Below are 14621 nucleotides of genomic sequence, written 5' to 3'. Positions count from 1 at the left end.
CAAGCCGTTGGAAATAAAGGATAAAAAGTTGGCGCAAGCGCATGAGATTTGTGCGCTGTAGTCTAGCTTTACTTCTATCCTTCTTCCACGGATTTGCTTATGCGTCTACTTTTTACCTGGCTGTTTTTGGCGGGTGCGTTGCTGTCGTTGCCCATGCGGGCGCAGCAGGCCAAACCCGCGCTGGAATTCATTGAGAACAAAGGGCAATGGGACGCCCGGGCACGCTATGCCGCACAAGTGGCAACCGGCGCGCGCCTGTTTGTAGAGCCCACGGGCCTCACCTACGCCCTCACCGCCGGCCTGCCCGGCCACGGCCCACAGGCCGGCACCCCGCCCACGGGCTTGCCCGGCGGGCAGGTAAAAGCTCACGGCCTGCGGCTGGAATTTGTGGCCCCCTCCCCTGCCGCGAAGCTGCAGCCTGCGGCGGAGCAAGCGGCCCCCGGCCGGCGCCACTACCTGCGCGGCGCCGACGCCCGCCGCTGGGCCCACGACTTGCGTGCCTGGCGCGGCCTGCGCTACCACCAGCTCTGGCCCGGCATCGATATGGTGCTGAAAGAAAATACGGCGCAGCAATTTGAATACGACCTGCTGCTGGCCCCCGGCGCCGACCCGGCGCTGGCTCAGTGGAATTACCGCGGCGCCGACGCCCTGCGCCTCGACCCCGCCACCGGCCGCCTGGAGGTGCAAACCTCCACCGGCCTGCTGACCGAAGCGCGGCCCCGCGCCTGGCAAACCGACCCGGCCACCGGCCAGCCCCAGCCCGTGGCCTGCGCCTTCGAGCTGCGCGGCACCACGGTGAGCTTCCGGCTGGGCGCTTACGACCCGCAACGCCCGCTCACCATCGACCCAGCCGTGCAGTTTGCTTCCTACACGGGCTCGGCGGTGGAGAACTGGGGCTTCGCGGCTACCCACGACGCCCGTGGCAACCTCTACACGGCCGGGGTGGTGTTTGAGCCCGGCTACCCCGTGACGACGGGCGCCTACCAGACGGCCTTCAGCGGCAACATCGATATCGCCATCATGAAGTTCAATGCCGGGGCCACGGGCGCCACGGCGCGGGCCTGGGCCACTTATCTGGGCGGCAATAACTTCGAATTCCCGCACAGCCTGCTGGTGAACGCGCGCAACGAGCTGCTGCTGATGGGCACCACCTCGTCGACCGACTTTCCTACTACGACGTCGGCGCTGAGCCGTACCCTGCGGGGCGGGCCGGCCGTGGCGCCCTTTGGCCTCGCCTCGCCCTTCGTGCTCACCGGCGGCTCCGATTTGGTGCTGACCCGGCTGGGAGCCAGTGGGGGCAACCTGCGGGCCAGCACCTACCTGGGCGGCACCGGCACCGACGGCCTGCTCGACCCGGCCGCGGCCACGCCCCGCCTGCGCCACAACTACGGCGACGCTTTCCGCGGCGACCTGGCCCTCGACCCCCAAGGCAACGTGTACGTGGCCAGCGTGACGGGCTCGGCCGACTTTCCCGGACTGGCGGCCGGCGCCTACCGCGGCGGCAGCTCCGACGGCCTCGTCACCAGCCTCGACTCCAGCCTGAGCCGGGTGCGCTGGACCACGCCCGTAGGCGGCGCCGGGGCCGACGCCCTTTATTCGCTGCAGCGCGAGGACGTGGGCGGCGACCTGCTGGTAGCCGGCGGCACCACCAGCGCGACCTTGAGCGGTGCTACTAATGGCTACCGGGCCAGCCTGGCCGGCAACGTGGACGGACTAGTTGCCCGCGTGACCAGTGCCGGGGCCCTCACGCAGGCCTCCTACCTGGGCACCAGCGGCTACGACCAAGCCTTTTTTGTGCGCTCGGGGCCGGGCGGGCGGGTGTACGTGCTGGGCCAGACGCTGGGGCCGGACTGGCCGGGCCTCGACACCACGCGCTACCACGTGGCGCACGGGCAGCAGTTCATTCAGCAACTGCAGCCCGACCTGCGCACGGCGGGCTTTGCCACCGTATTTGGCAGCGGGCGCGCCACCACCGACATTTCGCCCACGGCTTTCGGGGTGGACTGCTACGGGCGGATGGCGCTGGCCGGCTGGGGCGGCGGCCTCGACCCCAACAACGGCAGTACCACCGGCCTGCCCACCACCCCCGATGCCCTGCAGCGCGCCACCGACGGCGTGGATTTTTACCTGATGCAGCTCTCGGACGGTGCCCGGGTGCTCGACTACGCCAGCTTCTTCGGCACCACGGCCGACGACCATGTGGACGGCGGCACCTCGCGCTTCGACAGTCAGAACGTGCTCTACCAGGCCGTGTGCGCCTGCGACCAGAGCGGCGGCACGGGCATTCCGGTGCCGCCCGGGGCGGGCACCTACACCAGCACCAACGGCTCGCCGCACTGCAACAATGCGGCGTTCAAGTTTGCTTTTCAAGCCAATACTTCGCCGGCCGGCACCGACACGCTCTCGGTGTGCGCGCGGGGCGGGGCGGTGGCGCTCAGCGGCTCGCCGGAGGGCGGCACCTGGACGGGGCCGGGCGTATCGGGCTCCGTTGCCAACGGTTTTTTCTTCTTGCCCTCAGCCGCGCTGCTGGGGCAGCAGGTGCTCACCTACACCAGCCCAGTGGCCGTGAACGGCTGTACGGGGGTTAGCACGCGGCGCATCACGGTGCTGCCCCAGGGTACGGCCACCCTCACGGCGCCCCAGCAAGTCTTTTGCCTACGGCCGGGCGCTACCGCGGCCCCAGTGCCGCTCACGGGCACACCGGCCGGGGGCACGTTCACGGGGCGGGGCGTGGTGCCGGGCACCACTACGTTCGACCCTCTGCTGGCCGGCATCGGGAGTCACAACATCGTGTACCAAGTAGTTGGCGGGCGTTGCCCCGTGACGGCCACGCTGACCATGGTGGTGAAGGTGGTGCCCGCCATCACCCCCAGCCCGCCGCGGCGCGTGTGCGCCAACGACCCGCCTTTTTCATTGGGCGGCAACCCGCCGGGCGGCATCTGGCGGGGGCCGGGAGTAGCCGGCTCTATCGGCACCTTTGTGTTCACGCCCAGTGTGGCGCTGATTGGCGGGCCGCACGTGCTGGTGTATTCGGTGCAGGGCGACCCCGACTGCGCCCCCGCCACTGATACCCTGCGCATCACGGTGCTGCCGACCGGGGGCACAGCCCGCGTACCGCGCGACACGTCGTATTGCATCTCCGCTGGGCCCATCCGGTTGCGGGGCGGCACCCCAGCCGGCGGCGAGTGGAGCGGACCGGGCGTGACGGGCTCGGTAGCCACGGGCTTTATATTTACGCCCTCGCCGCTGCTGATAGGGCCGCAGTCTTTGCTATACACCGGCCCGCCCGGCAACAACCCGCTCTGCCCCGGCCGGGCCCGCCGCGTCGTCAACGTGCGCAGCGCCGGCGAGGCCACCCTGAGCCTGCCCGATACCGTGATGTGCGCCGTGGCCGGCCCGCAGCCTCTGCGCGCCACGCCTACCGGCGGGGTGTGGAGTGGCCCAGGCGTGACGGGCTCCGTGGGTGCGGGCTTCGTGTTCACGCCCTCGGCGGCGCTCGCCGGTAATCAGACGCTTTCATATACCGGCCCCACGCCGGCTGATACCTCCTGCGCCTACGCGGGCCAGCTGCGGCTGCGGGTATTGCCCCTGCCGCTGGTCATCTTTGCGCCCGTGGGCGATGTCAGCATCTGCCTGGCGGCGCCGCCGCACGGGGTGGTGCTCTCGGCCTCACCGGCGGGCGGCACCTTTGGCGGGCCGGGCGTGGTGGGCAACCGCTTCAACCCCGGCGACGTGGGCCCCGGCCGCTACACCCTCACCTACACCTGGGACTTTCCGCAGGTGCGCTGCCCCATCGTGGTGTCGCAAACGGTGGTGGTGAGCGTGGTGCCCAACGTGCGCGTACCGGCCGACACCACGCTCTGCAACAGCCAGGCGCCGTTTCAGCTGCGCGCCTCGCCCCCGGGCGGCACCTGGAGCGGGCCGGGCGTGACGGCCGCCGGCGTCTTCACTCCCCCTACCACGCCGGGCACCGTGGCCCTGTACTACGAGCTGCCCGGGGGCTGCTCCACGGCGCCTTACCGCATCACCATTCCGGCCGCGCCCGGATTCACGGCCACCTGGACGGGGCTCGACTGCGCCGACAACCAAGTGGCGCCGCTTCACCTGCGTTTCACAGCCGCCGGCCCCACGGCCAGCCAGGTGCAGTGGGATTTCGGCGACGGCAGCCCCGCCGCCACCGGCGCTACCGTGGAGCATACCTACACAGCGGGCGGGCGGTTTGCCCCGCGGGCCACGCTGCCCGCCACCAACCCGCCGGGCCCCTGCCAGCGCCAGGTGGCATTGGCGCCGGTGGAAGTGCAGGCCGCCCTGCTGCCCAACATCATCACGCCCAACGGCGACGGGCAAAACGAAGTGTTTGCCCCGCGCCTGGGCGGCTGCCCGGGCCGGCTGCAGGTGTTTTCGCGCTGGGGGCAGCGGGTGTTCGACGTGCCTACCTACCAGAACAACTGGGACGGCGCGGGCCTGCCCGCCGGGCTCTACTACTACCTCTTCAGCCGGGCCGACGGCGGCGAGCGGGTGAAAGGCTGGGTGGAAATTGTGCGGTAGGGGCGAATCGGCTTCTGGAAGGGACGTCGTGCGTGGACTCCGCTCAACGTGACGTCCCTTTCTTGCTGGGGTAGCGGGCCTCCAACGCCCGGAGGTAGCGCATGGCCGCGTCGGAGAAAACCGGGGCGTGCTCCTTGTCCTTTTTCGCGGCCTTCTGGTAGAGGTAGAAGAAAGCAAAAAAGTCGTCGGCGCTTTCAATGAGAGGCTTGAGGTAGCCGTTGCGCTGGATGGTGCGCGCCATGAAGAAGCCGGGCACGTGGCCGTTCGAGCCGTTGGAGAGGCGGCGGTAGTAGCGGCCGGAGGCGGGGGCACCGCCCCGGGCCCGCGCCTGAACGGTGGAATCGAGCTTGTGCAGGAAGGCAGGCGCGGGGTCAAGGGCCCACTCGCGGATGCCGTGGCTGTCGCCGGGCAGGGCCAGGGTGGCGGGCTTGTCGATGAGGTCGGCCAGGCCCTCGCTCTGGGTGCTGGCCATGATTTCCAGCAGGCCCAGGTCGTCGTCGGCAATGGAACCAAAGTCCCGGCCGGTGCGCAGTTGGTGGTGCATTTCGTGGCCTTCGAGCAGGCCGGGCTGCACCTCACGGGCGTCGAAGGTGGCCCGCAGGCTGTAGAACAGGCCCTCTGGCTGCGAAGTGGCATCGTTGCCCAGGGCTTCATAGTAAATTTTCAGATTGGGCACCTTGGTGTGGTTGCGGGCGGGCAGGTACTCGTAGGCTTTGCGGTACATCAGGTCGATGGCCTCGGGGCTTTGGGCCACCTTGGCAATGAAGGCGCGGTGCTCGACCTCGCGTTCCTTGTAGTCGTTCACCAGCACGTAGTACCACGACTGTTTTTTGAGCCGTACCTGCCGAATGGAATCGTATCGGGGCATGTACACCACCTCCATGGCCCGGCGGTAGGCTACCAGGTCTTCGTCGGAGAAGATGCCCCGAGCGTACACCTTATTGCCCGGAATTTCCAGAAAGTCGCGCCACACCGCATCGGTAATGGGCCGGTTCTGCCGCAAGCCGTCGGTGATTTCCCAGTAGCGCGTCACGGCGTCCACGTTCACGGTTTGGGCCCGGCTAGGGCTCGTTAGTAGCAGGCTAAATGCAAGGAGGCAGCATTGAAGAACAAGTAGCGTCGAAAATCGCATGGTAGTGCAGCATGGTTGAGGTTATCAAAGATGGGAACAAGGCGCTCAATAATCCTGAAGGTGGGCAACAATTGAGCGGGCCCGTTCTTACCAATACCTGCCCGCCAACTCCCGCGCGCCAACCGCCGTTTCCTCCCGACCTTTGCCCCACTTATGGACCCCACCACTTCCGCCACCAAAACCGGCCAGGTCTTCGACTGGGCCGTGCTGCGCCGCCTGCTGGCTTACGTGCGCCCCTACCGGCGCGTGTTCCTCGGCCTCATCGGGCTCACCGTTGCCACGGCCGTGCTGGGCACGCTGCGCCCCTTCCTCATCCAGCGCATGGTCGATGTGAGCATCGAGCAGGGCGACATGAAGGGGCTGAACTTCATGTTTCTGCTGCTGCTGGTGCTGTTGGTGGCCCACGCCGGCGTGAGCTACCTGCAGACCTACTACGGCGGCTGGCTGGGCCAGTACATCGTGCGCGACATCCGCACCGACCTCTACCGTCACCTGCTCAGTCTCAAGCTCAAGTTCTTCGACCAGACGCCCATCGGCGTGCTCGTGACGCGCAACATCTCCGACGTCGAAACCTTGTCCGACGTGTTCAGCGAGGGGCTGGCCGCCATGGTGGGCGACATTTTGCAGCTGCTCTTCATCATGGCCTTCATGTTCTGGATAGACTGGCGGTTGACGCTGGTGAGCCTCTCTGTGATTCCGCCGCTGCTGTTCAGCACCTACGTGTTCAAAGAGAAAATCAAGGGCTCGTTTCAGGACGTGCGCACGGCTGTGGCCAAGCTCAACAGCTTCGTGCAGGAGCACCTCACGGGCATGAACGTGGTCCAGATTTTCAACAACGAAGAGCGGGAGTTTCGCAAGTTTGAAAAGATAAACCAGGAGCACACCGACGCCAACATCCGCTCGGTGCTCTACTACAGCATCTATTTTCCGGTGGCGGAGGTGCTGGCCGCCATCGGCGTGGGCTTGCTGGTGTGGTACGCCGCCCAGGGCCAGATTGAGGGCAGCATCTCGAAGGGCGCGCTCATCGCCTTCATCATGTACAACGCCCTGTTTTTCCGCCCCATCCGTCAGATTGCCGACCGGTTCAACACCCTGCAACTGGGTCTGGTGAGCACCGAGCGCCTGCTCAAGCTGCTGGACAACCAAGACCTGATTGCTCCCACCGGCACCTTCGCGCCGGCCGAAATTCGGGGCGACGTCGAGTTCAAGAACGTGCGCTTCGCTTACAACGAGCCCGACTGGGTGCTCAAGGACATCAGCTTCCACGTGCAGCCCGGCCAGACCATTGCCTTCGTGGGCGCCACCGGCGCCGGTAAAACCAGCATCATCAACCTGTTGAGCCGCTTCTACGACATCCAGGAAGGCAGCATCTGCATCGACGGCCGCGACCTGCGCGAGTACGACCTCGGCCTGCTGCGCCGCCAAATTGGGGTGGTGCTGCAGGATGTGTTCCTGTTTGCCGGCAGCATCCGCGACAACATCACCCTCGGCAACTCCGCCATCACCGACGCCCAAATCTGGGAAGCGGCCGACCTCGTGGGCGCCCGCCGCTTCATCGAGCGCCTGCCCGAAGGCCTGGGCTACCCCGTGATGGAGCGCGGCGCCACGCTCTCGGTGGGCCAGCGCCAGCTCATCAGCTTCGTGCGGGCCATGGTGTACCAGCCCCGCGTCATTGTGCTCGACGAGGCTACGTCCTCGGTCGATTCCGAAACCGAGGAACTCATCCAGTCGGCCATCGAGAAGCTGATGCAGGACCGCACTTCGCTCGTCATCGCTCACCGCCTGAGCACCATCCAGAAAGCCGACAAAATCATTGTGCTCGACAAGGGCGAAATCAAAGAAACCGGCACCCACGAGGAGCTGCTGCGCATCGAGGGCGGCTACTACGCCCAGCTCTACCGCATGCAGTACGTCGTTAGTGGTGAGTGATGAGTGGATAGTGGTGAGTGTCGAAGTGTAAACACGCATTTCGCGGCCTCCATTCACCACTAATTGCTCACCACTATCCACTCATCACTAAAAATATGCGCTACGTCTTCCTCGCCATCATCCTGCTCACGGTGCTCGCAGCGGGCTTCTATGCCTACCTCGGCGGCACCCGCACGCCCACCGTCACCCTCGAAACCACGGCCGCCCCGGTGTACCTGGCCGGGCAGGCCTTCCGCGGCCCGCCCAACAGCGAAGCCTTCGGCCAGCTGTTTCGCCAGGCCAAAGACGCTCAGGCCCGCCTCCGCGGCGACCTCGCCAACCTTTACCTCCGCAGCCCCGAAACGGCCCGCGACACCATCCAGGCCTTCATCGGCCTGGCCGTGGCCGATACCGCCCAGGCCCTGCCCGCTGGCTTTCGCTACCGCGTGGTGCCCGCCGGGCGGCGTGTGCTGGCGGCCCGCCTGCGCGGCGTGAGCTACCTGATGGCGCCCAACAAGCTCTACCCCGCCGCCTTCGACGCCATCAAAGAACAAAAACTCACCCCCACCGGCAATTTTTACCTCGAAAAGTTTGGGGCCGACGACGCCTCTGAAGTCTGGGTGGGGGTGAAATAGCCAGCCACTTCAGCGCTTCCGCGTGAGGTCAGGCACGCTCACGCCCACACTCAGCAGATAAGCCGAAAACTGCCCCGGCGTGCCGAAGGGCGCGCTGCCGTGCCACTGCCGGTGCCCACCGCGCAGAGTCAGCCACGGCCCGTCGGCCCGCTTCAGCTTATAAGTCGCTGCCAACCCCATTTCCGTCACGGGCGCCACGGCCGTGTCGAGGCGCTTAGCCGTGGTGCAGCCGCAGCCCTGCCCCTTTTGCTGCACCTGCTGGGCCTTGTCGTAGAGGCTGGCCCCGCCCAGGCCGGCGCCCACCTCGGCCGCCACCCGCCAGCGGGGGCTTTCGGCCAGCAGCAGTTGGTTGTGCCAAGTGGCGCTGAACAGCAGCAGGCGCGGCTGCGTGGCTCCGGCATACACCTCAGCCGGCGCGGCGGGAGCAGGCATCTGGCCCGTTACGCTGCTGCGCAGCCCCGCGCTCCAGCGCGACAGCAGCCAGTAGTGCGCTTCCAGCTCCGCCCCCAGGTAGCGGGCGCCGGCTTGGTCCGAAGCGCCCAGCAGCCCCATCGAGCCGCCAAGCCGAATGGGAACAAATGGCTTGCTGACCGCGCAGGAGTCGCGCTGCTGGTGGTGATGGGAGGCGTAGTAGGGAAAAAAGGCCGCGTGGCACTGCGCCAGCGCACGGGTGGGAACGGCAGCCCCGGCGGCCCCCAGCAGGGCCAGCAGCGTACGGGTTCTTTTCATCGCGCTCAATTGATTGAATGAATGCTGAATATACGCAGCTAATCTATTGAAGGCGTGAATAAAACAAAAAGCCCCGGCCGCTGCTGCAACCAAGGCTTTCTATTGGGTTGACGAGTCCGCCGTTATTTGCGCCCGAAGTAATAATTGGCGCCGAATTGCAGCTGGCTAATGCCAAACCCGGCATCAAGGGAGCTAGCCGTTTCGTCCGGAGCCTTGTTGCCCGGCTGGTCGTTTTTCACCGTGAGCCGGTTGTAAGCCAGCGTGCCCATTGTGGCGGTCAGGCCAAACTTAGGCACCGGAAAAAAGACGATGCCCGGCGTCAGGGCACCGTAAACCCCGGAGGCTTTCAAGGTCGAATAATAGGGAACTGGGTACCCGTTGATGTACTGCGGATACTGCTTCGATATCACATCCGACTCGTAGCCGCTGCCCACGGTGGCCGTCAGGCCGAATTGCTCGCTCAGCATTTTGTAGTACTGCACCATCGGGCCTACCCTCAGCAAGGAGGTCGTGGGCGGCCCAGAGCTTGTCGGATTAGAAGACGAGGAGTTTTTAAACGACCCGCCCGTCACTTCGTGGCTGACCTGCAAGGCCAGGGCCAGGTTGTCGGCCACGAATCCACCCACGGCCACGTCCAGCTTGAATGTGCTGAGTCGGACCGTGTTAGTCGAGTAAGTGCCGTTGATGCTTGGAACAGGATACTCATCAGTATCGACGTGGTAGCCCACGCTGCCGCTCAGCAGCCCCGTGCCTTTGCCAATAACGGATTGGGCCTGTGCGGCCGAAGCGGTGCCAACCAGTACCGTCAGTAGAAGTATTGATTTTTTCATGAGGAAGAAAGAGTGAATCGGGAACAAAGGTGTTGCCGCCCGTTGCACTTTCAATACGCTTCCCAAACTTTTTTCAAAGGTCACCCGCTTAAACAATGCCGCAAGCGGCACCTTGCGCTGCACTCGTACCTTTCTAAAGCACAACGCCCCCGCCGGGTGGGCGGGGGCGTTGAAGTAGTCGGGAAATGGTCGGGGTGGCAGGATTCGAACCTACGGCCTCGTCGTCCCGAACGACGCGCGCTACCGGGCTGCGCTACACCCCGAAAGCAGGCCGATGGGGCGGCCTGTTTTCTATTTCCAATTGAGCGGCCGAAAAAAGCCCCCGAACCCGAAAGTTCGGAGGCTATTCGAGCGGCTGCTCTTCCGTCGGAGTGGCAGGATTCGAACCTACGACCTCCAGCACCCCATGCTGGCGCGATACCAGGCTACGCTACACCCCGATTGGTATTGGAGCGACAAAGGTAGGGTTTTATTTGTTTCTAATGCAAGCCAAGGTCAAATAAAGTTTTGCAATACGGCAACAAAAAACACGTTCCGGCTTTGCGTCAGGCAACTGCCAAACCCAATCGGCCCTATAATTGCGTAGCTTTACAGTAGTCGTTTTACTTCATCCTGCTCCTATCCAACTTATGAAAAAGTTATTACTATTCGTGCTGGCCAGCACCTTGGTATCAGTGGCCGCTCAAGCTCAAACCCCAGCCGCTACCGGCGCCGCCAGCGCAGCCGCCCCGGTCAAAGAAGAAGCTATTTTGCCCAGCGGCGTTGTGGCTGCCCCGGCTCCGGCGGCTGCCCCTACCACCACGCCGGCTGGCACTGCCCTCATCGCCCCCGCCCCCGAAACGCCGGCTGCTAACCCCAACGCCATTAAGGTGAAGGCCGACGCCGTGGCTGGCAAGCTCACCGTGAAAACCGACAACCCCGGCCCCACCCGCGTGGAAGTGACCGACGTGGGCGGGCGCCCCGTCATTACCCACACCATGCTCAACGGCCAGATTGCCGCCGTGCTCAACGTGAGCCAGCTCCCGGCCGGCTCCTACATTGTGCACTGCACGGCGTATGAGAAAACCGGCATACGTCGCGTCATCATCGGGCAGTAGCGTTAAAAAATGCAGAAAAGGAAAGGCCGCCTTGCTAAGCAGGGCGGCCTTTTTTCGTACGCAGCCGGATTAACCCAACGGTTCCAGCAGGTCCCACTTGTTGCCGTACAAGTCTTCAAACACTGCCACGTGCCCGTAGCTCTCGCTGCGCGGCTCTTCCAGAAACTTCAGACCCCTGCCCTGCAGCGCCGGGTAGTCGCGCCAGAAGTCGTCGGTGTGTAGGAACAGCCAGACGCGGCTGGCACCTTGCTGGCCCACGGCGGCTTTTTCCTCCTCGGTTTTGGCTTCGGCCAGCAGCAGGCCGCTGCTGGCCTCTGTGCCGGGTGGCGTGACTATTACCCAGCGCTTGCCTTCGCCCATATCCAGGTCAGATTCCAGGTTGAAGCCCAGCACTTGGGTATAGAAGGCAATTGCCTCATCGTAATTTCGTACAATCAGGGTGACGAGGGCGAGGCGTTGGGGCATCTGGTGGATTGGTGGGTTTGCGGAGTGGTAGATTATTTGCAGAATGGCTTTAAATCGTGCGCGGTGAACTGTAAATCCACGAGCTCACTAATCCATCAATCCTCCATATTATGCCTCCTCGGTTTGCAGCTGCCGCTCATACAGCGCCCGGTACAGCCCGCCGGTTTCGGCCATCAGGGCATCGTGGGTGCCGTGCTGCACAATCACGCCGTCATCCAGCACCAGAATTTCATCGGCCAACTTCACCGAGCTCACGCGGTGCGAGATAATGAGGCTGGTGCGCGCCGCCATAATGCGCTGCAGGCTGCCCAGAATGGCATTCTCCGTCTTGGTATCGACGGCGGAAAGCGAGTCGTCGAGAATCAGAATCTTAGGTTCTTTCACCAAGGCGCGGGCCATGCTCACGCGCTGCTTCTGCCCGCCGGAAAGGGTGATGCCCCGCTCGCCTACTTTGGTATCGAAGCCTTCGGGAAAGGCCAGGATGTTTTCGTACACGTCAGCGTCTTTGGCGGCTTGCAGCATCCGGGTTTCATCGGGTTGGTCGAGGCCGAAGTTGATGTTGTTGCGGATGGTGTCAGAAAACAGAAAAACGTCCTGGGGCACGTAGCCAATCTGGCCGCGCAGGGCGCGCAGCGAATAGTCGCGCACGTCAGTGCCATCCACTTTGATATCGCCCGAAGTCACGTCGTAGAGGCGGCAGAGCAGCGCGGCCACCGTGCTTTTGCCGGAGCCCGTGTTGCCGATGACCGCCAGCGTCTGGCCCGGCCGCACGCGGAAGCTCACGTTTTTCAGGGCCTGAATGCCGGTATCGGGGTAGGTGAACGAGACGTTCTCGAACACGATGTCGCCGGCCAATTCGCGCTCAACGTTCTGACGGGAGATGATGTCAGTTTTCTGGTCCAGAAATTCGTTGATGCGGGCTTGCGAGGCCTCGGCGCGCTGCACCAGCGAGGACGTCCAGCCCAGCGCCGTGACCGGCCAGGTGAGCAAGTTCACATAAATCAGGAACTCGGCAATGGTCCCCGTGGTGATGGTGCCGCGAATCACCTCCTGTCCTCCCACCCACACGGTGATGAGCGTGCTTAGGCCAATGAGGAACAGGATGAGCGGGAAAAACAGTGAGTTGACGAAGTTCAGACTCAGCGACTTCTCCTTGTAGTCGTTGCTGGCCTTGGCGAATTGCTCGTGTGAGTCGGCCTCGCGCACGAAGGATTTCAGCACCCGAATACCTGAAAAAGCCTCCTGCACAAACGTCGTCATGCCCGACAGCGCCCGCTGGATTTCGTCGGACTTGCGCTCAATTAAATTATTGACGTAGAAGATGCTGACCGACAGAATGGGCAGCGGCAGCAGCGTGTAGAGCGTCAGCTTCACGTTCACCATGAGCATGAGCGGCACGATGAGCAAGAACAGCAGCACCAGTTGCAGGAAGTACATGATGGCCGGCCCGAGGTACATCCGCACGCGGCTCACGTCTTCCGAAATGCGCGACATCAAATCGCCGGTGCTGTGGCGGCGGTAGAAGCTGAGCGGCAGCGACTGGTAGTGCTGGTAAATCTGGTTCTTTTGGTCGTTCTCGATGTGGCGCGACATAACGATGAGCGTCTGCCGCATGAAGAACAAAAAGATGCCGCGCCCCAGCGCCAGCGCGATGATGAGCATGCCATAAAACAGCACATTGCGGCCAAACAACTGGTACACGCCCTTCTGGGCTTCGGTGCCGGCGTAGAGATGGTAGAGGTCGATGCCTTCGTTCACCAAATCGAAGGCGTAGCGCACCAGCTGGGCCGGAAAAATGGCCAGCAAGGTGCTCAAGGCCACAAACAGCACCCCGGCGAGGAAATGCCACTTGTAGCGGAAGATGAACGGGTTAACGGCGGAGAGGGCACGCAGGGGCATAGCTGGGGAAGGGCCGGTTCGGGAAAATAGCGGTACTTTTGCGGCCTGAAATGACGGCAGCTCCATCTGTCATCCTGAGCACAGCGAAGGACCTTGTCACGTTGAAACGACTGGCAGTAACCAATTAACGTACTGCCTAAAAGTGCGGACGTGACAAGGTCCTTCGCTGTGCTCAGGATGACAAACGACTACCGTCACCCAACAAAGTTACGCCGCACTGTTCCCAACCATCCATTCTCACAATTCCCACCAACCTTCAATTCACTCCCATGATTGAAACCCAAATTCTGGCGCCTGAATCCATTTTTGGTCAGATTGCCGAGCACCAGCACGAGCAAGTCGTGTTTTGCAACGACCACGAGACGGGCCTGAAGGCCATTATCGGCATCCACAACACCGTGCTCGGGCCGGCCCTCGGCGGCACCCGCATGTGGCACTACGCTTCCGACATGGAAGCGCTGAACGACGTGCTGCGCCTCTCACGCGGCATGACCTACAAGGCCGCCATTTCGGGCCTGAATTTGGGTGGCGGCAAGGCCGTCATCATCGGCGACGCCAAAACGCTGAAGACAGAAGCCCTGCTGCGCAAGTTCGGGCGCTTCGTGAAGAACCTGAACGGCAAGTACATCACGGCCGAGGACGTGAACATGACCACCAAGGACATGGAATACATCCGCATGGAAACCACCCACGTAGCCGGCCTGCCCGAAAGCATGGGCGGCAGCGGCGACCCCTCGCCGGTAACGGCCTACGGCGTGTACATGGGCATGAAAGCCGCCGCCAAAAAAGCCTTCGGCTCCGAAAGCCTCACCGGCAAGCGCATTGCCGTGCAGGGCGTGGGCCACGTGGGCACCTACCTGCTGGAGCACCTTCAGAAAGAGGGCGCCAAGCTCATCGTAACCGATTACTACGAAGACCGCGCCCTGGATGCCGCCAACCGCTTCGGCGCCAAAGCCGTAGGCCTGGAAGCCATCTACGACCAGGACGTGGACATCTACTCGCCCTGCGCCCTGGGTGCCACCCTCAACGACGACACCATTGCCCGCCTCAAGTGCCAGGTAGTGGCTGGCTGCGCCAACAACCAACTCAAGGTTGAAAACCAGCACGGCCCCGAGCTGGTGCGCCGCGGCATTGTGTACGCCCCCGACTTCCTCATCAACGCCGGCGGCCTCATCAACGTGTACTCCGAGGTGACCGGCGCCAGCCGCCAGGGCGCCCTCACGCAAACCGAAAAAATTTACGATTTCACCCTCCAGGTTTTGGCAAAAGCCGAAGAAGAAGGCACGCACCCGCAGGCCGCCGCCATCAAGCAGGCCAAGGAGCGCATCGCCAGCGTGGGCCGGGTGAAGTCGACCTACTAAAGGAGGGTTGAGTTTTG

General features: G+C 63.7%; 10 protein-coding genes and 2 tRNA genes. 5 read left to right on the top strand and 7 right to left on the bottom strand.

Features of this window, described 5'->3' with window-relative positions:
* The first annotated feature begins 99 nt into the window (after positions 1–99).
* Complete coding sequence (locus MTP16_RS06680) at positions 100–4548, top strand: DUF7948 domain-containing protein (RefSeq protein ID WP_243517075.1); 4449 nt, start codon at positions 100–102, stop codon at positions 4546–4548.
* A 43-nt stretch (positions 4549–4591) separates the two neighbouring features.
* Here the strand turns inward: MTP16_RS06680 and MTP16_RS06675 are convergent, their stop codons facing one another.
* Complete coding sequence (locus MTP16_RS06675) at positions 4592–5596, bottom strand: DUF5700 domain-containing putative Zn-dependent protease (protein ID WP_243517064.1); 1005 nt, start codon at positions 5594–5596, stop codon at positions 4592–4594.
* A gap of 237 nt (positions 5597–5833) precedes the next feature.
* Between MTP16_RS06675 and MTP16_RS06670 the strand changes: the two genes are divergently transcribed.
* Together MTP16_RS06670 and MTP16_RS06665 are read left to right on the top strand one after the other, a co-directional pair.
* Positions 5834–7609, top strand: a complete 1776-nt coding sequence (locus MTP16_RS06670) for an ABC transporter ATP-binding protein (RefSeq protein ID WP_243517062.1) — start codon at positions 5834–5836, stop codon at positions 7607–7609.
* A 95-nt stretch (positions 7610–7704) separates the two neighbouring features.
* On the top strand, positions 7705–8223 hold the full coding sequence (locus MTP16_RS06665; protein WP_243517058.1) for a GyrI-like domain-containing protein: 519 nt from the start codon (positions 7705–7707) through the stop codon (positions 8221–8223).
* Between the two features lie 9 nt (positions 8224–8232).
* Here MTP16_RS06665 and MTP16_RS06660 read toward each other — a convergent pair whose 3' ends face one another.
* From MTP16_RS06660 to MTP16_RS06645, 4 genes are all read right to left on the bottom strand, one after another.
* The gene (locus MTP16_RS06660) at positions 8233–8952 is read right to left on the bottom strand and encodes a hypothetical protein (protein ID WP_243517055.1); all 720 of its coding nucleotides are present in this window, start codon (positions 8950–8952) and stop codon (positions 8233–8235) included.
* 122 nt (positions 8953–9074) lie between these two features.
* The gene (locus MTP16_RS06655) at positions 9075–9782 is read right to left on the bottom strand and encodes a hypothetical protein (protein WP_243517052.1); all 708 of its coding nucleotides are present in this window, start codon (positions 9780–9782) and stop codon (positions 9075–9077) included.
* Between the two features lie 186 nt (positions 9783–9968).
* Positions 9969–10045, bottom strand: a tRNA-Pro gene (locus MTP16_RS06650).
* Between the two features lie 103 nt (positions 10046–10148).
* A tRNA-Pro gene (locus MTP16_RS06645) sits at positions 10149–10222 on the bottom strand.
* A 189-nt stretch (positions 10223–10411) separates the two neighbouring features.
* Here MTP16_RS06645 and MTP16_RS06640 point away from each other — a divergent pair.
* Complete coding sequence (locus tag MTP16_RS06640) at positions 10412–10879, top strand: T9SS type A sorting domain-containing protein (RefSeq protein WP_243517048.1); 468 nt, start codon at positions 10412–10414, stop codon at positions 10877–10879.
* Positions 10880–10948: 69 nt separating this feature from the next.
* Here the strand turns inward: MTP16_RS06640 and MTP16_RS06635 are convergent, their stop codons facing one another.
* Both MTP16_RS06635 and MTP16_RS06630 read right to left on the bottom strand, forming a co-directional pair.
* Positions 10949–11344: a VOC family protein gene (locus tag MTP16_RS06635; protein ID WP_243517046.1), complete on the bottom strand. Its 396-nt coding sequence runs from the start codon at positions 11342–11344 to the stop codon at positions 10949–10951.
* A 108-nt stretch (positions 11345–11452) separates the two neighbouring features.
* Positions 11453–13237 (bottom strand): ABC transporter ATP-binding protein, encoded by a 1785-nt coding sequence (locus MTP16_RS06630; protein WP_243519991.1) that lies wholly within the window; start codon positions 13235–13237, stop codon positions 11453–11455.
* A gap of 275 nt (positions 13238–13512) precedes the next feature.
* On the opposite strand from MTP16_RS06630, the gene MTP16_RS06625 reads away from it, so the two are divergent.
* Positions 13513–14604: a Glu/Leu/Phe/Val family dehydrogenase gene (locus MTP16_RS06625; RefSeq protein ID WP_243517045.1), complete on the top strand. Its 1092-nt coding sequence runs from the start codon at positions 13513–13515 to the stop codon at positions 14602–14604.
* The last annotated feature ends 17 nt before the right edge of the window (positions 14605–14621 follow it).

Origin of the sequence: Hymenobacter monticola (genome assembly GCF_022811645.1) — a bacterium.
In the GTDB taxonomy this organism is placed as follows: domain Bacteria; phylum Bacteroidota; class Bacteroidia; order Cytophagales; family Hymenobacteraceae; genus Hymenobacter; species Hymenobacter monticola.
Note: the sequence above shows the minus strand (reverse complement) of the source record. Positions and strands in the feature narration are given on the sequence as shown.